The 21,882-nt window shown below is 72.3% G+C and carries 21 protein-coding genes; 17 read left to right on the top strand and 4 right to left on the bottom strand.

The features are described 5' to 3' along the window. The first annotated feature begins 26 nt into the window (after positions 1-26). The 11 genes from ACIQPR_RS10620 to ACIQPR_RS10570 all read left to right on the top strand — a co-directional run bounded on the left by ACIQPR_RS10620 (position 27) and on the right by ACIQPR_RS10570 (position 11,224). On the top strand, positions 27-815 hold the full coding sequence (locus tag ACIQPR_RS10620; RefSeq protein WP_403645078.1) for an aldose 1-epimerase: 789 nt from the start codon (positions 27-29) through the stop codon (positions 813-815). Positions 816-834: 19 nt separating this feature from the next. After that, entirely contained in the window at positions 835-1,383 is a 549-nt protein-coding gene (pyrE, locus tag ACIQPR_RS10615; protein WP_403645075.1) for an orotate phosphoribosyltransferase, read from the top strand. A 144-nt stretch (positions 1,384-1,527) separates the two neighbouring features. Then, entirely contained in the window at positions 1,528-2,559 is a 1,032-nt protein-coding gene (gene fbaA / locus ACIQPR_RS10610) for a class II fructose-bisphosphate aldolase (protein WP_403645072.1), read from the top strand. 69 nt (positions 2,560-2,628) lie between these two features. Continuing rightward, on the top strand, positions 2,629-4,107 hold the full coding sequence (locus ACIQPR_RS10605; protein ID WP_403645069.1) for an MFS transporter: 1,479 nt from the start codon (positions 2,629-2,631) through the stop codon (positions 4,105-4,107). A 49-nt stretch (positions 4,108-4,156) separates the two neighbouring features. Continuing rightward, positions 4,157-4,570: a DUF3151 domain-containing protein gene (locus ACIQPR_RS10600; RefSeq protein ID WP_403645066.1), complete on the top strand. Its 414-nt coding sequence runs from the start codon at positions 4,157-4,159 to the stop codon at positions 4,568-4,570. A gap of 157 nt (positions 4,571-4,727) precedes the next feature. Further along, the gene (locus ACIQPR_RS10595) at positions 4,728-5,567 is read left to right on the top strand and encodes a tryptophan 2,3-dioxygenase family protein (protein WP_403645063.1); all 840 of its coding nucleotides are present in this window, start codon (positions 4,728-4,730) and stop codon (positions 5,565-5,567) included. After that, positions 5,560-6,750 carry a kynureninase gene (gene kynU / locus ACIQPR_RS10590; RefSeq protein ID WP_403645061.1) on the top strand — a complete coding sequence of 397 codons (1,191 nt, stop codon included), beginning with the start codon at positions 5,560-5,562 and terminating at the stop codon, positions 6,748-6,750. The genes ACIQPR_RS10595 and kynU overlap by 8 nt, the downstream gene beginning before the upstream one ends. 203 nt (positions 6,751-6,953) lie before the next feature. Beyond that, the gene (locus ACIQPR_RS10585) at positions 6,954-7,844 is read left to right on the top strand and encodes an alpha/beta hydrolase (protein WP_403645058.1); all 891 of its coding nucleotides are present in this window, start codon (positions 6,954-6,956) and stop codon (positions 7,842-7,844) included. Positions 7,845-7,935: 91 nt separating this feature from the next. Further along, entirely contained in the window at positions 7,936-9,282 is a 1,347-nt protein-coding gene (locus ACIQPR_RS10580; RefSeq protein WP_403645055.1) for a sensor histidine kinase, read from the top strand. Beyond that, on the top strand, positions 9,279-9,947 hold the full coding sequence (locus ACIQPR_RS10575) for a response regulator (protein ID WP_403645052.1): 669 nt from the start codon (positions 9,279-9,281) through the stop codon (positions 9,945-9,947). Before ACIQPR_RS10580 ends, ACIQPR_RS10575 begins: the two co-directional genes overlap by 4 nt. A gap of 74 nt (positions 9,948-10,021) precedes the next feature. Continuing rightward, complete coding sequence (locus ACIQPR_RS10570; RefSeq protein WP_403645049.1) at positions 10,022-11,224, top strand: cytochrome P450; 1,203 nt, start codon at positions 10,022-10,024, stop codon at positions 11,222-11,224. Positions 11,225-11,258: 34 nt separating this feature from the next. Here the strand turns inward: ACIQPR_RS10570 and ACIQPR_RS10565 are convergent, their stop codons facing one another. After that, complete coding sequence (locus ACIQPR_RS10565) at positions 11,259-12,863, bottom strand: ABC transporter permease (protein WP_403645046.1); 1,605 nt, start codon at positions 12,861-12,863, stop codon at positions 11,259-11,261. After that, complete coding sequence (locus ACIQPR_RS10560; RefSeq protein WP_403645043.1) at positions 12,860-13,762, bottom strand: ATP-binding cassette domain-containing protein; 903 nt, start codon at positions 13,760-13,762, stop codon at positions 12,860-12,862. Before ACIQPR_RS10560 ends, ACIQPR_RS10565 begins: the two co-directional genes overlap by 4 nt. Before the next feature lie 73 nt (positions 13,763-13,835). Here ACIQPR_RS10560 and ACIQPR_RS10555 point away from each other — a divergent pair, with 73 nt between their 5' ends. From ACIQPR_RS10555 to ACIQPR_RS10540, 4 genes are all read left to right on the top strand, one after another. Continuing rightward, positions 13,836-14,327 carry a GbsR/MarR family transcriptional regulator gene (locus tag ACIQPR_RS10555; RefSeq protein ID WP_403645040.1) on the top strand — a complete coding sequence of 164 codons (492 nt, stop codon included), beginning with the start codon at positions 13,836-13,838 and terminating at the stop codon, positions 14,325-14,327. Between the two features lie 65 nt (positions 14,328-14,392). Beyond that, on the top strand, positions 14,393-15,166 hold the full coding sequence (locus tag ACIQPR_RS10550; RefSeq protein WP_403645037.1) for a peptidoglycan-binding protein: 774 nt from the start codon (positions 14,393-14,395) through the stop codon (positions 15,164-15,166). Positions 15,167-15,170: 4 nt separating this feature from the next. Continuing rightward, positions 15,171-16,130, top strand: a complete 960-nt coding sequence (locus ACIQPR_RS10545) for a DUF2690 domain-containing protein (RefSeq protein WP_403645035.1) — start codon at positions 15,171-15,173, stop codon at positions 16,128-16,130. Positions 16,131-16,398: 268 nt separating this feature from the next. After that, positions 16,399-16,878, top strand: coding sequence for a peptidoglycan-binding protein (locus ACIQPR_RS10540; protein WP_403645032.1), 480 nt, complete (start codon positions 16,399-16,401; stop codon positions 16,876-16,878). Positions 16,879-16,960: 82 nt separating this feature from the next. Here the strand turns inward: ACIQPR_RS10540 and ACIQPR_RS10535 are convergent, their stop codons facing one another. After that, positions 16,961-18,472 (bottom strand): APC family permease, encoded by a 1,512-nt coding sequence (locus ACIQPR_RS10535; protein ID WP_403645029.1) that lies wholly within the window; start codon positions 18,470-18,472, stop codon positions 16,961-16,963. A 160-nt stretch (positions 18,473-18,632) separates the two neighbouring features. On the opposite strand from ACIQPR_RS10535, the gene ACIQPR_RS10530 reads away from it, so the two are divergent. Further along, positions 18,633-20,021, top strand: a complete 1,389-nt coding sequence (locus ACIQPR_RS10530) for an ethanolamine ammonia-lyase subunit EutB (protein WP_403645027.1) — start codon at positions 18,633-18,635, stop codon at positions 20,019-20,021. Beyond that, positions 20,018-20,842, top strand: a complete 825-nt coding sequence (gene eutC / locus ACIQPR_RS10525; protein WP_403645024.1) for an ethanolamine ammonia-lyase subunit EutC — start codon at positions 20,018-20,020, stop codon at positions 20,840-20,842. The genes ACIQPR_RS10530 and eutC overlap by 4 nt, the downstream gene beginning before the upstream one ends. Here eutC and ACIQPR_RS10520 read toward each other — a convergent pair. After that, positions 20,820-21,686, bottom strand: coding sequence for a diacylglycerol kinase (locus ACIQPR_RS10520; RefSeq protein WP_403645021.1), 867 nt, complete (start codon positions 21,684-21,686; stop codon positions 20,820-20,822). The genes eutC and ACIQPR_RS10520 overlap by 23 nt on opposite strands. Positions 21,687-21,882: the final 196 nt, after the last annotated feature.

Here is a 21,882-nt window from a genome sequence, read left to right as displayed (position 1 = left end):
CCCGATCCGCCCAGTAGGGTCGTGCCGTGAGTAACGAAGAGATCACGCTGACCGCGGGCGACGCGGAAGTGACGGTGCAGCCGGGCAACGGCGGCCGTGTCGGAGGACTTCGCGTCGGCGGCACCGAACTCCTGCGCCAGGGCGAGCGGTTCGGGTGCTTCCCGATGGTCCCCTGGTGCGGGCGGATCCGCGACGGCCGCTTCCTGGACGGCGGGACCCTCCACCAGATGCCCCTCAACTCCCCGCCGCACGCCATCCACGGCACGGTCCGCGACGGCGCCTGGCGCACCGCCCGCAAGACGGCCGACGAGACGGTCATCACGTACGACCTGGTCGAGCCGTGGCCCTTCCCGGGCCGCGTCACCCAGGCCGTCGCGCTGACCGCCGACGCCCTGACGCTGACCATGGCGGTCGAGGCGCACGGCGACTCGTTCCCGGCGCAGATCGGCTGGCACCCGTGGTTCCGCCGCAACCTCGGCGGCCAGGACGTGACCGTCGACTTCAGCCCCGCCTGGCAGGAGGAGCGCGGCGACGACCACCTGCCCACCGGCAACCGCGTCGAGAGAAAGCCGGGCCCTTGGGACGACTGCTTCGGCATGCCGGACGGCGTCGACGTCACCCTGACCTGGCCGGGACAGCTGGAGTTGAAGGTGACCAGCCCCGAGCAGTGGGTCGTCGTCTACGACGAGCAGGAGGCCGCCGTCTGCGTGGAACCGCAGACCGGCCCGCCGAACGGACTGAACACCCTCCCCCGCCTGGTCACCCCCATCGAGCCGCTGGAAGCCACGATGACCTGGACCTGGACGCGTCTGTGACGCCTCTAAGCTGACAGGCATGACGGACGTACGCGGCACGCTGCTGCACGAGATCAAGGACAAGGCCGTGGTGCACGGCAAGGTGACCCTGTCGTCGGGGCTGGAGGCCGACTACTACATCGACCTCCGGCGCGTCACCCTCGACGGGCAGGCCGCCCCGCTCGTCGGTCAGGTGCTGCTCGACCTCACCGCCGACCTCGACTTCGACGCGGTCGGCGGGCTGACCATGGGCGCCGACCCGGTCGCGACCGCGATGCTGCACGCAGCCGCCGCGCGCGGGCGGCGGCTGGACGCCTTCGTCGTGCGCAAGGCCGCGAAGGCGCACGGCATGCAGCGCCAGGTGGAGGGTCCGGAGATCGCGGGCCGCCGGGTCCTGGTGGTCGAGGACACCTCCACCACCGGCGGTTCCCCGCTCACCGCCGTCGAGGCGGTGCGCGCGGCCGGTGCGGAGGTGGTCGCGGTCGCCACGATCGTGGACCGGGCGACCGGCGCGGCCGAGAAGATCGAGCAGGGCGCGGGCGTCCCGTATCTCTTCGCGTACTCCAAGGACGAGCTGGGTCTCGACTGAGTTATCCACAGGCTGGACGCCTCTGGCGAAGCATCCGGCCGAGTCTGGAAAGATGGGGCCGACGATGAGGTCGCACCCCCACAAGGTCTAGGTCAGGGCCGTAAGCACGCCGTACGCCAACCCGCAGATACAAGGAGCGGACACATGCCCATCGCAACCCCCGAGGTCTACAACGAGATGCTCGACCGGGCGAAGGCAGGCAAGTTCGCCTACCCGGCCATCAATGTGACCTCGACCCAGACCCTGCACGCTGCGCTGCGCGGCTTCGCGGAGGCCGAGAGCGACGGCATCGTCCAGATCTCCACGGGTGGCGCCGAGTTCCTGGGCGGCCAGTACGCCAAGGAGATGGTCACGGGTTCCGTGGCGCTCGCCGAGTTCGCGCACATCGTCGCCGAGAAGTACCCGGTCACGGTCGCGCTGCACACCGACCACTGCCCCAAGGACAAGCTCGACGGCTACGTCCGCCCGCTGCTCGCGGTCTCCGAGGAGCGTGTGAAGGCCGGCGGCAACCCGCTGTTCCAGTCGCACATGTGGGACGGTTCGGCCGAGACCCTCGCCGACAACCTCGCCATCGCGCAGGAACTGCTGGCCCGCGCCGCCGCCGCGAAGATCATCCTTGAGGTGGAGATCACCCCGACCGGCGGCGAGGAGGACGGCGTCTCGCACGAGATCAACGACTCCCTCTACACCACGGTCGACGACGCGATCCGTACGGTCGAGGCGCTCGGCCTCGGCGAGAAGGGCCGCTACCTGCTGGCCGCGTCCTTCGGCAACGTGCACGGCGTCTACAAGCCGGGCAACGTCGTCCTGCGCCCCGAGCTGCTGAAGGAGCTGAACGACGGCATCGCCGCCAAGTACGGCAAGCCCGCCGGTGCGCAGCCCTTCGACTTCGTCTTCCACGGCGGCTCCGGCTCCACCGAGCAGGAGATCGCCACCGCGCTGGAGAACGGCGTGGTGAAGATGAACCTCGACACCGACACCCAGTACGCGTTCACGCGCCCCGTCGCGGACCACATGTTCCGCAACTACGACGGTGTCCTCAAGGTCGACGGCGAGGTCGGTTCCAAGAAGACCTACGACCCGCGGACCTGGGGCAAGCTGGCCGAGGCGTCGATGGCCGCGCGCGTCACCGAGGCCTGCGCCAACCTGCGCTCGACGGGCACGAAGATCAAGTAAGTCCCGCCGCCCGTCCGGCTGTTCGGCGAGCCCGGTGCCACGGCACCGGGCTCGTTGTATACCTGGGGCATGTCCTCCGACGTATGCCTCGCCTCGCCCCAGGGCAAGTGGATCCTGCTCACCACCGTCCTCGGCTCCAGCATGGCCATGGTGGACTCGACCGTCGTCAACGTCGCCCTGCCGCGCATCGGCCGCGACCTGGACGCCGACCTGGCCGCCCTCCAGTGGACGGTCAACGCGTACATGCTCACCCTGGCCGGACTGATCCTCCTCGGGGGCTCCCTCGGCGACCGCTACGGCCGCCGCAAGATCTTCGTCCTGGGCGTGGTGTGGTTCGCGGCGGCCTCACTGCTGTGCGGCCTGGCCCCGAACGCCGGTGTCCTGATCGCCGCCCGCGCCCTCCAGGGCATCGGCGGCGCGCTCCTGACCCCCGGCTCCCTCGCCCTCATCCAGGCCTCCTTCCACCCCGACGACCGGGCCCGCGCGGTCGGCCTGTGGTCCGGCTTCGGCGGTATCGGCGCGGCGATCGGCCCGTTCCTGGGCGGCTGGCTGGTGGACGGCCCCGGCTGGCGCTGGGTGTTCCTCATCAACGTACCGATGGCGCTGCTCTGCGCCCCCATCGCCGTACGCCACGTCCCCGAGTCGGCGGACGGCCGCGCGCACGGCCGCTTCGACGTGCTCGGCGCGGCACTGGGCGCCGCGGCGCTCGCCCTCGTGACGTACGCGCTGATCGAGGCGGGCGACGGCTCACTCGTCGTCGTGGCCGTGACCGCCGTCGCCGGGGTGGCCGCGGGCATCGCCTTCGTCCTCGTCGAGCGGCGCAGCCCCGACCCGATGATGCCGCCGGGCATCTTCGCGTCCCGCCAGTTCACGGCGGTCAACCTGGTGACGCTCTGCGTCTACGCGGCCTTCGGCGGTTTCTTCTTCCTCACCGCGCTCCAACTCCAGGTCGTGGCGGGCTACTCGGCGCTCGGGGCGGGCACCGCCCTGCTCCCGACGACCGCCCTGATGCTGCTCTTCTCGGCCCGCTCCGGCGAACTCGCCCAGCGCATCGGTCCGCGCATCCCGCTCACCGTCGGCCCCCTGCTGTGCGCGGCGGCGATGCTGCTGATGCTGCGGGTGGGCCCCGACGCCTCCTACCTCACCGACGTCGTACCGGCCCTCCTCGTCATGGGCTCCGGCATGGTCGTCCTGGTGGCCCCGCTCACGGCCACCGTCCTCGCCTCCGTCGACACCGCGCGGGCGGGCCTGGCCAGCGGCATCAACAACGCGGCGGCCCGCGCGGCCGGTCTCGTCGCCATCGCCGCGCTGCCGCTGCTCGCCGGGATGGGCTCGGAGGCGTACCGCTCGGCGACCGCCTTCGACCACGCCTTCGACCGGGCGATGGGCTGGTGCGCGGGGACGCTGGTGGTGGGGTCGGTGCTGGCGTTCGCGACGGTACGGCGCCCGGCCCCGGACTGCCGCCGCCCCGAGTGCCTGACCCATGGCTCGATCACGTCCCCGCCGCTGGAGCCGCGGCTCGGGAAGGGGCGGCTCGACGCGGGGTAGGGGCCGCCGGGTGCCGGGCCACGGCCGCGGCTGGGGGAGACTGGAACCCATGACGATTCACGAGAACCTCCTCGGGGGACCGCCCCCGACCCACCTCCCCGAAGACCCCGGCCCGCGCGACCTCCTCGCGGGCGGGGCGGCGCCCGCCGAGGTCGCCGCGAAGTATCCGACCTCCTCGCTCGCCTGGGCGCTGCTGGCCGACGACGCGTTCGAGCGGGGCAGCGTCGTGGAGTCGTACGCCTATGCCCGTACGGGCTACCACCGCGGGCTGGACTCGCTGCGGCGCAACGGCTGGAAGGGGCACGGTCCGGTGCCCTGGGAGCACGAGCCGAACCGCGGGTTCCTGCGCGCCCTGCACGCCCTGGCGCGGGCCGCGCAGTCGATCGGGGAGCAGGAGGAGTACGCGCGCTGTAGCCAGTTCCTGAAGGACTCCTCGCCGACGGCGGCCCAGACGCTGGGCTAGTACGGCGGGTGCGGTGCCGCGGGTCCGTCCGGTGTGACCGGGCGGACCTTGCGGTTCCGCGGGAGGATTGTGCAGGATGCCCGGTGGGGACCGGGGCCCCCGTGTCGGAATTCGGCAGGGGCGGACCGCTACCCGGAGTACGCATCAGGAGACAGCGATGTCCCAGCAGGCTCAGGAAACGCAGGAGCCCGAGGCCCCGCATCTCGACTTCCAGGGGACGACCCCCTACGAGGACTACGTCCAGGCGGACGTCCTCACCCACCTCCAGCACACCCGCTCCGACGACCCCGGAGAGATGGTCTTCCTGGTCACCACCCAGGTCATGGAGCTGTGGTTCACCGTGATCGTGCACGAGTGGGAGACCGCCGCGCGGGCCCTGCGCGAGGACCGGGTGCCGGTCGCGATCGACGCGCTGAAGCGTTCCGTACGCGAGCTGGAGGCGCTCAACGCCTCCTGGCGGCCCCTCGGCCAGCTCACCCCGGCCCAGTTCAACTCCTACCGGGCCGCCCTCGGCGAGGGCAGCGGCTTCCAGTCCGCGATGTACCGCCGGATGGAGTTCCTGCTCGGCGAGAAGTCCGCCTCCATGCTCGTCCCGCACCGCGGCGCGCCGCGCGTGCACGCCGAGTTGGAGAAGGCACTGCACGAACCCAGCCTCTACGACGAGGTGTTGAGGCTCCTCGCCCGGCGCGGGCACCCGGTCCCGGAATCCGTCCTGACGCGTGACGTGTCGCTGCGCCACGAGCCGTCGGAGCAGGTGGAGGAGGTGTGGACCGCCCTCTACTCCGGTGACGCCGGTGATGAACTGGCCCGGCTGGGCGAGGCGTTGACCGATGTCGCCGAGCTGGTGTGGCGCTGGCGCAACGACCATCTCGTCGCCACCCGGCGCTCGATGGGCGCGAAGACCGGCACGGGCGGCTCCGCCGGAGTGGCCTGGCTGGAGAAACGCGCGCAGAAGAACGTGTTCCCCGAGCTGTGGACGGCGCGGTCGCATGTCTGAACTGGCGCTGAGGGCGGAGAAGTTGGACGCCGCCGACGAACTGGCGGGCGTCCGCGCGCAGTTCGTCCTGGACGACGTGGTGTACCTGGACGGCAACTCGCTCGGCGCGCTGCCGGTGGCGGTCCCCGGCCGGGTCGAGGACGTCGTACGGCGGCAGTGGGGCGAGCTGCGGATCCGGTCCTGGGACGAGAGCGGCTGGTGGACCGCGCCCGAGCGGATCGGCGACCGGATCGCCCCGCTGGTCGGGGCCGCGGCGGGGCAGATCGTGGTCGGCGACTCCACAAGTGTCAATGTCTTCAAGGCGGTTGTGGCGGCCGTGCGGATGGCGGGCCCGGGGCGGGACGAGATCGTCGTCGACGCCACGACCTTCCCCACCGACGGGTACATCGCCGAGTCGGCGGCCCGGATGACCGGTCGCACGGTGCGGCCGGTGACCCCGGCCGAGGTGCCGGGCGTGCTCGGCGACCGTACGGCGGTGGTGCTCCTCAACCATGTCGACTACCGCACCGGCCGGCTGCACGACCTGCCCGCGCTCACCGCCGCCGCGCACGCTGCGGGCGCCGTGGCCGTCTGGGACCTGTGCCACAGCGCGGGCGCCCTGCCGGTCGGACTCGACGAGCACGGGGTGGACCTCGCGGTCGGCTGCACCTACAAGTACCTGAACGGCGGCCCGGGTTCACCGGCGTACCTGTATGTGCGCGCCGGCCTCCAGAGCCGCTTCGACTCCCCGCTGCCCGGCTGGAACTCGCACGCCGAGCCCTTCGGCATGCGGTCCGCCTACGAACCGGCGCCGGGCGCGCCGCGCGGCCGGGTCGGCACCCCGGACATCCTCTCCATGCTCGCGCTCGAAGCGGCCCTCGACGTGTGGGACGGCGACGGCGTCTCGATCGGCGCCGTGCGCGCCAAGTCCCTCGCCCTGACGGACTTCTTCCTGGAGTGCGTGGCGGCGTACGTGCCCGCCGGGCGGGTGGAGTCGCTGACCCCCCTCGCCCACGCGGAGCGCGGGAGCCAGGTCGCGCTGCGCTGCCCGGACGCCGGGGATGTGATGAGGCGGCTGATCGAACGGGGTGTGGTCGGCGACTTCCGGCACCCGGACGTGCTGCGCTTCGGCTTCACTCCGCTGTACGTCGGGTTCGCGGACGTGGAGCGGGCGGCCCGGGTGCTGGGCGGGCTGCTGACGTAGACCGAGCCCTTTCCCCGCAGAACCGTTCAATCCTCACCGAGCGTGACGGCCGGCGGCTCCGCGCATGTCACGGGCCTGATAGCGTCCGGCCAACGGCCGCGAGCATCTTCAGGTCCGTCACATCCGTACATCCGTACCGCCCAAACCCTCCCCCAGGGCCGAAAGCCTGGGAGGTGCCCCCATCGTCGCTGAGAGGTTGGAGCATGCCGGACGACGCCGCTGCCGTACGGGCCGCAGCCGCCGCGGAGGAGGAGTCCGCCTTCTCGCACCCCGCCGTGGACCCCGACAGCAGCGCCGCGTACGGCGACCACCCCGACCAGGTGATCGACTTCTACGCCCCGCACGGCGAGCGGGTGCCGGGCGAGGCGGCGCCGCTGGTCGTCGTGCTGCACGGGGGCGCGTGGCGGGCGCCGTACGACCGGCGGCACATCACGCCGTTCGCGGACTTCCTGGCCCGCCGGGGGTTCGCGGTGGCCAACGTCGAGTACCGGCGGGGCCCGGCGCTGCCCGCGCAGGGCGGCACGGGCCCGGTCGCGGGCCGCTGGCCGGAGACCTTCGACGATGTCGCGGCGGCGCTCGACGCGCTGCCCGCGCTCGTCCGGGCGGCCCTTCCGCAGGCCGATCCGCGCCGCACGGTGCTCACCGGCCACTCGGCGGGCGGCCATCTCGCGCTGTGGGCGGCGGCCCGGCACGTCCTGCCCAAGGACGCCGCCTGGCGCACCGACGCCCCCGCCGCGCTGCGCGGTGTGGTCGCCCTCGCCCCGATCGCCGACTTCACGGTCGCCGAAAAACTCGGCGTGTGCGGCGGAGCGGCGGGTCAACTCCTGGGCGGGGAGGCCACGTTCGCGGAACGTCTGCCGTACGCCGATCCGACGCTGCTGCTGCCCACCGGCATCGCGACCGCGCTGGTCCAGGGCCGCGCCGACCTCGTGGTCCCGCAGGCGGTCGCCGAGTCGTACGCGGACGCGGCGGCGAAGTCCGGCGAGGTCGTGGGCCTCACGCTGCTGGAGGACGTCGGCCACTTCCCCCTCATCGACCCGGCGGCCGACGCGTGCGCGGTGGTGGCGGAGGAGATCGCCCAGCTGGCCTGGTAGGCGCGGGGGCGCGTAGTACCTGAGACGGACGGGCGAAGACCCTTCTCACAGGTGACGACGGCGACGTACGGCCCCGCCTACCGTTTCGAACGTGACCGAGACGACCCAGCAGATGCCGCCGGCGGGCGGGGCGAAGCAGCGCAGCCCGGAGTTCAGGCTCGCCGCGGACGCCCTGCGCGGGCTGCGGCAGGAACTGTTCCACCACGACGCCTTCGCCTACCGCCCGTTGCCCCGTTCCACCGCCGAAGGCCCGCTGTTCCGGCGCCTTACGGGGCGGGCGCGGGAGTACGCGGCCTGGACCCCGCACGTCCTGGTCGTCGCGGCCGGGCTGCTCGCGATGGCCATCGCCTCCAACGACGGCATCCGCGGCGCGGGCAGCAACACGGTCCTCGGCCTGCTCGCCCTGGCGCCGGTGCTGATGACCCTGGTGCGGCCGGTGGGCGCGTTCTGGCTGTCCATGGCCGCGACGCCGATCGCGACCGCCCTGGCGACGGAGTGGGACGACTCGTGGCCGTGGCCCGCGGGCAGCTTCGCCTGCCAGCTGTTCGTGCTGACGATCGTGGCGATACGCACCCGGCCGCGGACGGCCGCCTGGATGTGGGCGCTGACAGCGGGCTACGGCTTCGTCGCGGGCAACCTCGTCGGCGGCCACGCCTTCTCCTCGGACACACCGCAGATGCTGTTCCTCTCCGCGCTGGCCCTGCTCGGTGTCGCGGTCTGGCAGATCCGCCGCGAGGCCCGCCAGGAGGTCACCGCCCAGCGGACCGTCACCGCGCACGAACGCTCGCGCCGCACCCTCCTGGAGGAGCGCACGACGATCGCCCGCGAGCTGCACGACGTGGTCGCCCACCACATGTCGGTGGTCGCCATCCAGGCCGAGGCCGCGCCCTACCGGGTGGAGAACCCGCCGCCGGAGCTGGAGCGCGCGTTCGTCACCATCCGGGAGAACGCGGTGGCGGCCCTGACCGAACTGCGCCGCGTCCTGGGCGTGGTGCGCGCCGAGGACTACGAGGCGCCGGACGCCCCGCAGCCCACCCTCGCCGACATGGACGCGCTGCTCGCCAATGTGCGGGACGCGGGCCTGCGCGTCGACAAGACGGTGACGGGCGCGGTGCGTGAACTCCCGCAGGGCGTCGAGCTGTCGGCGTACCGGATCGTGCAGGAGGCGCTGAGCAACACCCTGCGGCACGCGCCCGGCGCGAGCGCCCGGGTCGAGATCGCCTACGTGCTGGGCGGGTTGGGCCTGCGGATCGTCAACGGCCCGGCGCCCGAACCGAGTCTGGTGAAGCCCTCGCCCGGCGCCGGGCACGGCATCACGGGCATGCGGGAGCGGGTCTCGATGCTGAACGGCGAGATGACGGCGGCGCGGACCGACGAAGGCGGCTACGAGGTGACGGTGTTCCTGCCGGTGCCGAGCGCGGCCGAGGGGGACGTATGACCATCCGGGTGCTGATCGCGGACGACCAGATGATGGTGCGCGAGGGCTTCTCGGTCCTGCTGGGCGCGATGCCGGACATCGAGGTCGTCGGCGAGGCGGTGAACGGACGGGACGCGGTCGAGCGGGTGCGCGAACTGGCCCCGGACGTCGTCCTGATGGACATCCGGATGCCCGAGATGAACGGCATCGAGGCGACGCGGGAGATCGTCGCCGCGGACGACGCGGCGAGGGTCCTGGTCCTCACCACCTTCGACCTCGACGAGTACGTCTACCAGGCGCTGCGCGCCGGCGCCTCCGGCTTCCTCCTCAAGGACGCCTCGGCACGCCAACTCGCCGACGGCGTACGGGTGGTGGCGGCTGGCGAGGCCCTGCTCGCCCCCTCCGTCACCCGCCGCCTGATCACCGAGTTCTCGAAGCTGTCCGAGTCGGCGCCCCGCCTGACCGCCACCGCTCAGGGGGCCTACGGCGACCTGACCGAGCGGGAGACGGAGGTACTGGTCCTCATCGCCCAGGGCCTGTCGAACGGCGAGATCGCCGAGCGGCTGGTGGTCGCCGAGTCCACGATCAAGACCCACGTCAGCCGCGTCCTGGTGAAACTGGGCCTGCGGGACCGCACACAGGCGGCGGTGTTCGCGTACGAGGCGAGACTGGTGCGACCGGGGTAGGAGGGGGTGGGACAGGTGCCGCCCCGCCGGGACACCCCTGGTCAGAAGGGGGATCGTCGGCATAACGTCCGTGCATGGCAGCCTTCGATCCCTGGGACCCGGCGTTCCTCGCCGACCCGTACCCCGCCTACGCCGAACTGCGTGCCCGGGGCCGTGTGCAGTACTTCGAGCCCACGGACCAGTGGCTGGTCCCGCATCACGCGGACGTGTCGGCGCTGCTGCGCGACCGGCGTCTGGGGCGGACGTACCAGCACCGGTTCACCCACGAGGACTTCGGGCGTACGGCGCCCCCGCCCGAGCACGAGCCGTTCCACACCCTCAACGACTTCGGGATGCTGGACCTGGAGCCGCCGGACCACACGCGCATCCGGCGACTGGTGTCGAAGGCGTTCACGCCCCGGACGGTCGAGCAGCTCAAGCCGTACGTGAGCCGGTTGGCGGATGAGTTGGTGGACGGGCTGGTGGCGCGCGGCGGCGGCGACCTGCTGACCGATGTGGCGGAGCCGCTGCCGGTCGCGGTGATCGCCGAGATGCTGGGCATCCCGGAGTCCGACCGCGCCCCGCTCCGTCCCTGGTCGGCGGACATCTGCGGGATGTACGAGCTGGGCCCGTCCGAGGACACGGCGGCGAAGGCGGTCCGCGCCTCGGTCGAATTCTCGTCGTATCTACGCGAGTTGATCGCCGCCCGGCGCAAGGAACCGGGCGACGACCTCATCTCCGGTCTCATCGCGGCCCACGACGAGGGGGACCGGCTCACCGAGCAGGAGATGATCTCCACCGCCGTCCTCCTGCTGAACGCGGGACACGAGGCGACGGTGAACGCCACGGTCAACGGCTGGTCGGCGCTGTTCCACCACCCCGACCAGCTCGCGGCCCTCCGCGCTGACCACTCCCTGGTCCCGTCCGCCGTCGAGGAGTTGATGCGCTACGACACCCCGCTCCAGCTCTTCGAGCGGTGGGTGCTGGACGAGGTCGAGATCGACGGCACGACGATCCCGCGCGGCGCGGAGATCGCGATGCTGTTCGGCTCCGCCAACCACGACCCGGAGGTCTTCGCCGCCCCCGACCGCCTCGACCTCACCCGCGCCGACAACCCGCACATCAGCTTCAGCGCGGGCATCCACTACTGCATCGGCGCCCCCCTGGCCCGCATCGAACTGGCCGCCTCGATGCGGGCGTTGCTGGAACGGGCCCCCACACTCGCCCTCACGACAGAACCGGAACGCAAACCGAACTTCGTGATCCGGGGACTGGAGGGCCTGAGCGTCACGGTCTGAGGGCCCGCGTGCCGGGGGAGGGGGAGCGGGACGCTCAGGTCGTCAGATCCCGTCGCCGCAGCCCCGTCAGTCCTGTGGCGACCAGGGCGGCGGTGATCGCCATGAGGACCGCCAGTGGTCCCCAGGTCATCTCTCCGCCCGGCAGCTTCGGGAGGTGGCCGAAGGGGGAGAGGTCCAGGACCGCCTGGGGGAGGTTCAGCGCGGGGCCGATCCAGCCGAGGAGGAGGGCCAGGCCGGCCGCCGCCCAGGACGCGGGGGACAGGCGGGGGGAGAGGCCGTGGAGGAGGACGGCGAGGGCGCCCAGGGTCCAGACCGCCGGGAGCTGGACCAGGCAGGCGGTCAGGATCGGGCCCGGTTCGGCGCCGTAGCCGAGGGTCAGGCCGAGGCCGCTCAGGAGCATGATCCAGGCCGCGCCCGCGAAGGCGATCGTGAGGTGGCCGGCCGCCCAGCGCAGGCGGCCCACCGCGTTCGCGAGGATCGGTTCGGCGTGCCCGCCGGTCTCCTCGCCGTGCAGCCGTAGGACCGACGAGACCGTGTACAGCGCGGCCAGCATGCCGAACATGCCGACCATCGTGGCCAGGAACGCGTCCTCGATGCCGGAGTGGCCGCCCATCCGCTCGATGATCTCGCGGGTCTTCGCGTTGTCGCCGACCAGGTCCGCCGCGCCCTTGGTGATGCCGCCGAAGGCGACCCCGGCGGCCAGGAAGCCGAGGCTCCAGCCCAGTACGGCACCCCGCTGGAGCCGCCAGGCCAGCGCGCCCGCCGTGCCGAGCCGCCCGCGGGCCGGACCGGGACGGGCGGGGAGGAAGCTCATGCCCACGTCCCGGCGGCCCGCCAACTCGTAGGCCAGCAAGCCCTGTACGCATGCCGCCGCCGCGAACAGGGCCAGCACCCACCAGCGTTCGGACGCGTACGGGCGCAGGTTCTCCAGCCAGCCGATCGGGGAGAGCCACGTCAGCGGGGAGGAGGCGTCACTGCTCGCCGAGTCGCCCACCGCGCGCAGCACGAACGCCGCTCCCAGCAGCCCACCCGTCAGGCCCTTCGCCAGCCGGCCGCTGTCCGTGAACTGCGCGACGATCGCCGCGAGCGTCGCGAACACCATGCCCACTGCGCCGATGCCGAGGCCGAGCGCCAGGGCGCCCGCCGCGCCCTGTCCGGCCATTCCCGCCGTGATCAGCAGCGCCAGCGCGAGGTTCGCGACGAACGCCGTCAGCAGGGCCGCCGTCAGGGGTGCGCGGCGGCCCACCATCGCGGAGGAGACCAGTTCCTGCCGGCCGCTCTCCTCCTCGTCACGGGTGTGCCGTACGACGACGATCAGGCTCATGATCCCGGCGAGGACCGCCGCGTAGCCGCCGATGCGCCAGGCGGTGAGGCCGCCGAGCGAGTCGCTGAACACCGGGCCGTAGGTGGCGCGCAGCGAACTGTTGGTGAGCATCTGGCGGGCGAGGTCGGCGCGTTCGGCGGGGGTGGAGTAGACGCTCTTGAGGGAGCCGGGGAGGGACAGCACCAGCAGGGCCGTCACCGCGACCCAGGCCGGGATCACCACCCGGTCGCGGCGGAGGTTGAACCGCAACAGGGCGCCGGTGCCAGTGAGTCGGCGCGAGGAGCCGGTGCGCGGGGCGAGCGTGGCCGTGGTCATTCCGCCCCCTGGTCCTGGTAGTGGCGCAGGAACAGTTCCTCCAGCGTCGGCGGCTTCGAGGTGAGCGACCGTACGCCCGAGTCGCTCAACGACCGCAGTACGGCGTTGAGTTGGTCCGTCTCCACCTGGAGGCGGACGCGCCGGCCCTGGATGTCGAGGTCGTGCACGCCGGGGAGGGACGCCAACCCGTTGGGCGGGCCACCGAGTTCGGCCGTCACGCTGGTGCGGGTCAGGTGGCGCAGGTCGGCGAGCGAACCGCTCTCCACCGTGCGGCCCTTGCGGATGATGCTCACCCGGTCGCACAACTCCTCGACCTCGCTGAGGATGTGGGAGGAGAGCAGGATCGTACGGCCCCGGTCGCGTTCCTCCTCCACGCAGCGCTGGAAGACCTCCTCCATGAGCGGGTCCAGGCCCGAGGTGGGCTCGTCCAGGATCAGCAGGTCGACGTCCGAGGCGAACGCGGCGACCAGCGCGACCTTCTGGCGGTTGCCCTTGGAGTAGGTGCGGCCCTTTTTGCTGGGGTCGAGTTCGAAGCGGTCGATCAGGTCGGTACGGCGGGACGTGTCGAGGCCGCCGCGCAGCCTGCCGTAGAGGTCGATGACCTCGCCGCCGGACAGATTGCGCCACAGCGTCACGTCGCCGGGGACGTAGGCGACCCGGCGGTGCAGTTCGACGGCGTCGGTCCACGGGTCTCCGCCCAGGAGCCGGGCGGTGCCCGAGTCGGCGCGCAGCAGGCCGAGCAGGACGCGGATCGTCGTGGACTTGCCGGAGCCGTTGGGGCCGAGGAAGCCGTGCACCTCGCCGGTCTCCACGCGCAGGTCGAGACCGGCGAGGGCCTGCGTCCTGCCGAACGACTTGTGGAGGCCGGACACCTCGATCGCGGGGTTTGCCTTCGTCATGCTTCAGAACGTACGCTTCTTTCAGAAATTTGTGAAGTTAAGGAAGCGTATGAAGCCCGGATAGGGTGGTGCCATGACGGATCAGGCGGAGCGGGACCAGGAGGCGGTCTCGAAGTTCGTGGAGAGTTTCGCCGCGCAGCTCGTCGAGGCCGGGATGCAGCGGATGCCGGCCCGGGTCTTCGCCGCGCTCCTGTCCTCCGACGCCGGCGCGATGACCTCGGTCGACCTGGGCGAACAGCTGCGGATCAGTCCCGCGGCCGTCTCCGGGGCGGTGCGCTACCTGGCCCAGACGCACATGGTCTCGCGCGAGCGGGAACCCGGCTCGCGCCGGGAGCGGTACGTGGTGCACGGCGACCAGTGGTACGAGGCCCTCACCAACCGTGAGGCGCTCATCAAGCGGTGGGAGGCCGCGTTGCGGGAGGGCGTCAGCAGCCTTGGCGCGGACACCCCCGCGGGACGCCGGATGGCCGAGACGCTCGCGTTCTTCGAGTTCGTCGAGGGTGAGGTCTCGGCCATGATGGAACGTTGGCGGACGCACCGGGACCAGACCTTCGGGCGGAGCTGACCGACGACATTACTATCGCTCCGGGGCGCGGGGGCGTCTCACGTGGCTCGAACCAAGGGGCAGACGTGGCACGTTGGAAAGCGATACCGGCCGGACTCGACCAGGCGGTCGTGGAATTCGTGGCGGAGATACGGCGGTTGAAGGACGCGTCCGGGCTGAGCCTGCGGGACCTCGCCACCGGCACGGGCTACAGCTCCTCCTCGTGGGAGCGTTATCTCGGCGGCCGGCTGCTGCCGCCGCGCGAGGCCGTGGAGTCGATGGCCGAACTGGTCGCGGCGGACGCCGACCGGCTGCTCGCGCGCTACGAGAGAGCGAGGGACGCGTGGCGTCCCGACCAACTCCCCGCGACCGGAAGGGATGTTGAGCCGGAGGCCGCGACCGCCCCTGCTCCGGAGGACGTTCAAGCGGCGCCCCGGGCCCCGGTCCCCGCGGTCCTGCGGCGGCTGCTGACGATCGGGCTGTCGGCCGCGGCCGGGGCGGCGATCGCCGTGCTGGCCATGCAACCGGACCACGGCTCGTCGGCCGCCGGGACCGCCCGCGCGGCGGCGGCGACCCAGGTCCCGAGCGCGACGCCGTACACCTGCCACTACGTCCGCCGGGCGGGGCTGTGGTACGCGGGCAACAGCGTGACCCGCACCGGTCATCTCCAGGTGGACATGTGGGGACCCGAGGTGGCGGAGCTCCAGTGTCTGCTCCAGCGGGCGGGCGACTCGCCGGGCGGCGTCGACGGCAACTTCGGCCCGCTCACCGAGTCCGCGGTGATCAGCGCGCAGAAGGCGTTCCACCTGAACATCGACGGTCAAGTGGGGCCGCAGACCTGGGCGGCGCTGAGGGGATGAGGGGATGACCCGGATTCCGCCCGAATGCGTCCGTCTCGCCGCGGAACTGCGGCTGCTGCGTGAGCGTTCGGGACTGAGCCTGTCCGCGCTGGCCGTCGAGTCGGCGTACAGCAAGTCGTCGTGGCAGCGGTATCTGACGGGCCGCGCGCTGCCGCCGTGGCTGGCCGTGCGCGCGCTGTGTGTCCTGGCGGGCGAGCCGGAGCCGCGGCTGCGGGCCGTGTGGGAACTGGCCGAGACCGCGTGGAGCCGGCGCGGTGCGATCGCCGACGCCCCGGGCGGCGACGCCCAGGGCGCCGATGCCCAGGACGCGGGTGCCTCGGACGCGGGTGCCTCGGACGCCGGCGCGCAGGAGCCTGCGGGAGTGGAGGCGCGGCCGGCTGCCACGGAGCCGGTGCCCGAGCCGGCCGGCTCGGGGGCGACCGTGCCGGGATCGGCCGTGCCGGGGGCGGCCGTGTCGGGGCCGGGGCGGTCACCGAGGTGGCGTACGGCGGCGGCCGTCGGCGCGACCGTCGTGCTGCTCGCCGTCCTGCTGGGGTTCACCGGGCACCCGTGGACCGGTTCCGGCGCGTCCGCCGCCACGGCCGCGCCGTCGACCGAGGCCTTCCACGTCGGTTGCACCGGGACCGCCTGCGACGGGCTCGATCCGGGGGTGGAGAAGTGCGGGGTCGAACCCCGGACGCTGCTGCACCGGCAGACCCGGTCGGGCTTCGGGCTGGAGATCCGCTACAGCCCGACGTGCCGTGCGGCCTGGGCCAGGGTCTGGAGCACCCGTCTCGGGGACGTGCTGACCTTCACGGCTCCCGGCCGGCCGAGGCAGAGCGTCACCGTGACTCTTTCGAGCGAGGCCGACGGGTTCGTCTACACGGCCCTGGCCGCCGTCACCGGTCCCGCCACCCGGCTCACGGCCTGTCTCCACGAGACGTCGGCGCGGACCCCGAGGTGCTACTCCGTACCGTCGCCCTGACCCTCGCCCCCGCCGTCGCGCCCCCGGCACTCGTCCCGGTCGCCGCCGCCCTCTCCCCGGCGACCCGCGCATCCGTCGTACGAGCGCGGATCGGTGCAGGTCGGAGGCGGTGCGGTGCCGCGATTCCGGCAGATCGCCGTGGGCCGTCGACACCCGGATCCGGCGCGCCGGAGGATCGGTGACCGCGGGGTGGCTTCCCGGTCCGGAGTGCCGGATCGGGAGGCGTCCCCCGTGACCGCGATGATCCACGAACCGAGGAGGGGACCAGATGCGACCGAACACCGTTCCGAGGGCATTGGCCGGGTTCGCCACCGCCGTCGCGCTCGCCGCCGGGACTCTGGCGGGCGCGAGCAGCAGCTTCGCGGCGACGCCGGCGTCGTCGTTCACGTCGGCCTCGACGCAGACGGTGGGTTCCAGGGCCGTCACGTCGAGCGCCGTGGTGAATCTCGGCCTGAGCACGCTCCAGGCCGAGTACGTCCAGTGCTGGCTGCGGAACTACTGGGGCTACACCGACGGGATCGACGGACAGCTCGGCCCGGACAGCTGGAAGGCGTTCCAGCGCAACCTGAAGGAGTACTGGGGCTACACCGGCGCGATCGACGGCGATGTCGGCGGCGGCACGGTCTCGGCGTTGCAGCGTCTGCTGGCCGCGTACTGGGGCTACGACAGCAGCATCGACGGGGTCGCGGGACCGGCGACGCAGGCCGCGTTCAAGAGGTTCGCCGACAACCGCAGCGGCGAGTGCTGACCGGCTGACGACCTGTGCCCGCCGCCTGCTCGGCAGCAGGCGGCGGGCACAGGCAGCAGGCGGCGGGCACGGGGCGTACGGCTCAGCGCTCCTTCGTCTCCTCCAGGACGGTGCGGCCCAGCAGCGCGTACCGCTCGGGGGACCGGCGCTTGAGGTACTGGGCGTAGCCGATGCCGGTCGCCGCGACCAGGGCCACCAGCCACGGGGTCGCCTTGAGGAGCGGGGAGTCGGATTCCGAGCCCGCCGCCACGCTCATGTTGGAGACCAGCAGGAGGACCACCGCCAGCATCGCGACACCGCCGAGCAGCGGGGCGGTGAACGTCCTGAACCAGTGGCGGCTCTCGGGATGGTTGCCGCGGAAGTACGCCAGCACCGCGAACGAGCACACCGCCTGTACGACCAGGATGGCCATCGTGCCGAGGATGGCGAGCAGGACGTACATCGCGTTGGCCGGGTCCTTGCTCGTGGCCCAGAACGCGAGGATCAGCAGCGCGCTCACCACGGTCTGCACCAGGCCCGCGATGTGCGGGGAGCCGTGCTTGGCGTGGGTGCGGCCGATGGTGTTCTTGAGCTTCGGCAGGACGCCCTCGCGGCCCAGCGCGTACATGTAGCGGCTGGCGCAGTTGTGGAAGGCCATGCCGCAGGCGAGCGAGCCGGTGATCATCAGCCACTGCATGAGGTCGACGGCCCAGTGGCCGACGTAGTGCTCGGTGGGGTTGAAGAAGAGGGCGAGCGGGTTCGCGGACGAGGCGACCTTCACGGCCTCCGTCTCGCCGTTGCCGATGATGGCCATCCAGGAGACGAAGACGTAGAAGACGCCGACGCCGAGGACCGAGATCATCGTCGCCTTGGGGATGATCTTCTTGGGGTCGCGGGACTCCTCGCCGTACATGGCCGTGGACTCGAAGCCGACCCAGGACCAGAAGGCGAAGAAGAGACCGAGACCGGCGGACGTCCCCTTGAAGGCGTTGACCGGGTTGACCGGGCCGAAGGTGAAGCCGTGCGGGCCGCCGCCGTGCAGGGCGACCGAGATCGCCATCGCCGCGAGGACGGTCACCTCGGTGCCCAGGAGCACGACGAGCAGCTTCTCCGCGACCGAGACGCCGAACCAGGTGCCCGTCGCGTTGACGGCGAGCATCACGATCGCGCAGGCCCACCACGGGACGTCAAGTCCCGTCTGGTCCTTGAGGGTTCCGGTGGCGAAGACCGAGAAGATGCCGATCAGCGCCGGCTCGAACACGACGTAGGCGAAGGTGGCGAGGAGGCCCGACGCGAGTCCCACGGTGCGGCCGAGGCCGTAGGAGATGAAGCCGTAGAAGGCGCCCGTCGAGGTGATGTGCTTGGCCATCGAGGTGAAGCCGACGGAAAAGATTGCCAGGACGACCATTGCGACGAGATAGCTCGCGGGGGCGCCTATGCCGTTGCCCGACGAGACCATGAAGGGCACGTTGCCGGTCATCGCGGTGATCGGGGCGGCGGTCGCGACGGCCATGAAGACCACGCCCAGCAGGCCGATGGCGTTGGGCTTGAGCCGGTGAACGGCGCCGTCCTCGCTTGTGTCCGCCGCGGGGGCGACTCCTTCGTCCACTGCCATCGGGATGGCTCCTCTCCTGCTGCTCGGGTGGTTCTACGGTGCGGAACTCTGTCTGCCGAATGAGTCGGGGAGAGGCTGCGGCGCGTTAAATGTTTGTCAACCAGACCTTTAGAAATCTGGGGAAACCTGGGGGCAACACGCGCCTCGTACGGTCGCCGCCATGAGCACGTACACCTCGGCCCTCGGCGGCCGGACCTACCGCTTCGGCTCCCTCGCGCGCCTGCTCGCCGCCGCGAGCCCCGAGCGCTCCGGCGACCGGCTGGCGGGGCTGGCGGCCGAGAGCGCCCAGGAGCGGGTGGCGGCGCGGTGGGCGCTGGCGGACGTACCGCTGACCGCCTTCCTCGCCGAACCGGTCGTCCCCTACGAGAGCGACGACGTGACCCGGCTGATCCTCGACACGCACGACACGGGCGCGTTCGCGGCGGTGGCCGGGCTGTCGGTGGGCGGGTTCCGGGAGTGGCTGCTGGCCGCGGACACGGCTGAACTGGCCGCCGTGGCAACCGGGTTGACGCCCGAGATGGTCGCGGCCGTGTCCAAGCTGATGGGCAACGCGGACCTCGTCGCCGTCGCGCGCAAGGTGCGGGTCGTCACCGCCTTCCGCTCGACGATCGGGCTGCCGGGGCGGCTCGCCACCCGGCTCCAGCCCAACCACCCCACCGACGATCCGGCGGGCGTGGCCGCGGCCCTTCTCGACGGGCTGCTGCTCGGCTCCGGCGACGCGGTGATCGGCATCAACCCGGCGACCGACAGCCCGAAGGCGGTACGGGACCTGCTGGAGCTGCTGGACGGAGTCATCCAGCGGTACGCGATCCCCACCCAGTCCTGCGTCCTGTCCCACGTCACGACCAGCATGGACCTGATGGCACGCGGGGCGCCCGTCGACCTCGTCTTCCAGTCCATCGCCGGCACCCAGGCGGCCAACGCGTCCTTCGGCGTCACGCTGGACCTCCTCGACGAGGCGTACGCGGCGGCCCGGGCGCTGGACCGGGGCACGGTCGGCTCGAACGTCATGTACTTCGAGACCGGCCAGGGCAGCGCCCTCTCCGCCGACGCGCACCACGGGGTGGACCAGCAGACGGTGGAGGCGCGCGCCTACGCGGTCGCCCGCCGCTACGACCCGCTGCTGGTGAACACGGTCGTCGGCTTCATCGGCCCGGAGTACCTCTACGACGGCCGGCAGATCCTCCGCGCCGCCCTGGAGGACCACTTCTGCGGCAAGGTGCTCGGCCTGCCCATGGGCCTGGACATCTGCTACACCAACCACGCCGACGCGGACGACGACGACATCGCCACCATGCTCACCATGCTCGGCGTGGCCGGCGCGTCCTTCGTGATCTGCACCCCGGGCGGCGACGACATCATGCTGAACTACCAATCCGCCTCCTACCACGACGCGTTGTACCTCCGCGAGGTCCTGGGGCTGCGCCCGGCACCGGAGTTCGAGGCCTGGCTCGACGCGATCGGCCTGCTGGGCGAGGACGGCGCGATCAGCGACGTCTCGGCCACGAGCCACCCGTTGACGGCGATCGGAAGGGAACTGGTGGCATGACGACCACTCAAGTGGAGCTACTGGGCGGCGAGTTGTGGCCGACGCTGCGCCGTCACACCCAGGCCAGGATCGGCCTGGGCCGGGCGGGCTCGGGCCTGCCGACGCACCACCGGCTGGAGTTGCAGGCCGCGCACGCGGCGGCGCGGGACGCGGTGCACTCGCCGTTCGCGCCGGACGTGGTGGCGGCGGCGCTGGGCGGCGAGCCGACGGTCCGGGTGCGCAGCGCGGCCCCCGACCGGCTCACCTACCTCCAACGCCCGGACCTGGGACGCCGGTTGGACCCCGCCGACCGGGCGCACCTGCCGGTGGGGGAGTGGGACGTGGTGTTCGTCGTGGCCGACGGCCTCTCCAGCCGGGCGGTGCACGAGCACGCGGCGGCGATGGTGCGGGCGACGACGGCACTGCTGCCGGCGTCCTGGCAGGTGGCACCGGTGATCCTCGCCGAACAGGCCCGGGTGGCCCTCGGCGACGACATCGCGTCGGCGATGCGCGCGACGATGGTCGTGGTCCTGGTCGGCGAACGCCCCGGCATGTCGGCGGCGGACTCCCTGGGCGCGTACCTGACCTACTGCCCGAAGCCAGGAGTGACGACGGACGCCGACCGGAACTGCCTGAGCAACATCCGCCCACCGCTGGGCCTGACGTACGAGGTGGCGGCGGGGAAATTGGCGGGGTTGATGGAGCGGGCGGTGGTGTCGGGGGCGACGGGAGTGGCCCTGAAGGACGAGTCGGACGCGCTCACCCCGCCGAAGGACGAGTCGGAGGCGCTGGTCTCACCGAAGCACGAGTCGGACGCGCTCACCTCACCGAAGGCAACGTGAGCCCCCAGGCCCCCTCCCGCACCACCCACGTCCGGGTCCGTACCGGACCCGCCACCACCGCGTCCGCCCGGTAGCGGAAATCCGCCCCGGACACGGTCACCGAGCGGCCCCGCGCGCACAGCGGGGTGGCCTCCGCGCCCACCGACACCGGTCGTACCTCGACCTGGGCCAGCCCGGCGGGTCCCGGTGTGACGGAGACCGCCTCCACCGGCTGGTCGAGGTCGACCAGGGTGACCCCGTCGACCTCGACCCGCAGCCGGGCCGGGCCGAACCGGGGCACACCGACGAGCGGTTCGCGCGGCGGGCGGGCCGGCACCAGCGTCCGTACCAGCGACTGGCAGGTCCGCAGCCACGACGCGTGCCCCGTACCGGCGGGCGAGGGCACCGCGGGCGAGGGCGGCGAGGGGATCCGCAGCGCGCCCAGCACCACCCCGTCGCTGTCGTCGACCAGCAGATCCATCCGCCGTACGATCCCGTCGAGCACCGCCCGTGCCGCCGCCACCGCGCCCGTCGGCACCCCCAGCGCCCCCGCCAGGGACAGCGCGCCGCCCACCGGCACCATCGACAGGGCGCATCCGGCCAGCTCCCGCTGCCGGTGCAACAGGGACACCGCCCGCATCAGCGCCCGGTCGTCGCCCACCAGCACCGGTCGCCGCGCGCCCCGCCGGGCCAGTGCCCGGGCGAACTCCTCGGGCCCCTCCGGCATGCACACCTTGGTCGCCGCACCCGCGCTGAGCACGTCTTTCGCGATGCGGACGGACTCTCCGTCGATGCGCCGGGCGACCGGATCGATCACGACCAGGAGCTGATCGGAGTGCGCGTCGGAAGTCGCGGAAGTCGCCACCTCGGTCCTGCCTCGCTTCCTCGGGTAGCATCTTTGTGCAAGAGCCCCTTGCGCTATTGCGCCAGGGGCTTCGTCTATTCCGGGGCATCCGGTCCGACGGGTAGCGACCGACGAGGGTCGCAGGCGTACGAGGCACATGCCGTGCCGGGTACGCCCCTGACCTTGGACATGCCCCGCCCGGAAGGGGTGTACGCGC

Source organism: Streptomyces sp. NPDC091280 (assembly GCF_044768565.1).
In the GTDB taxonomy this organism is placed as follows: domain Bacteria; phylum Actinomycetota; class Actinomycetes; order Streptomycetales; family Streptomycetaceae; genus Streptomyces.
This window is presented reverse-complemented; position numbering and strand designations above follow the sequence as displayed.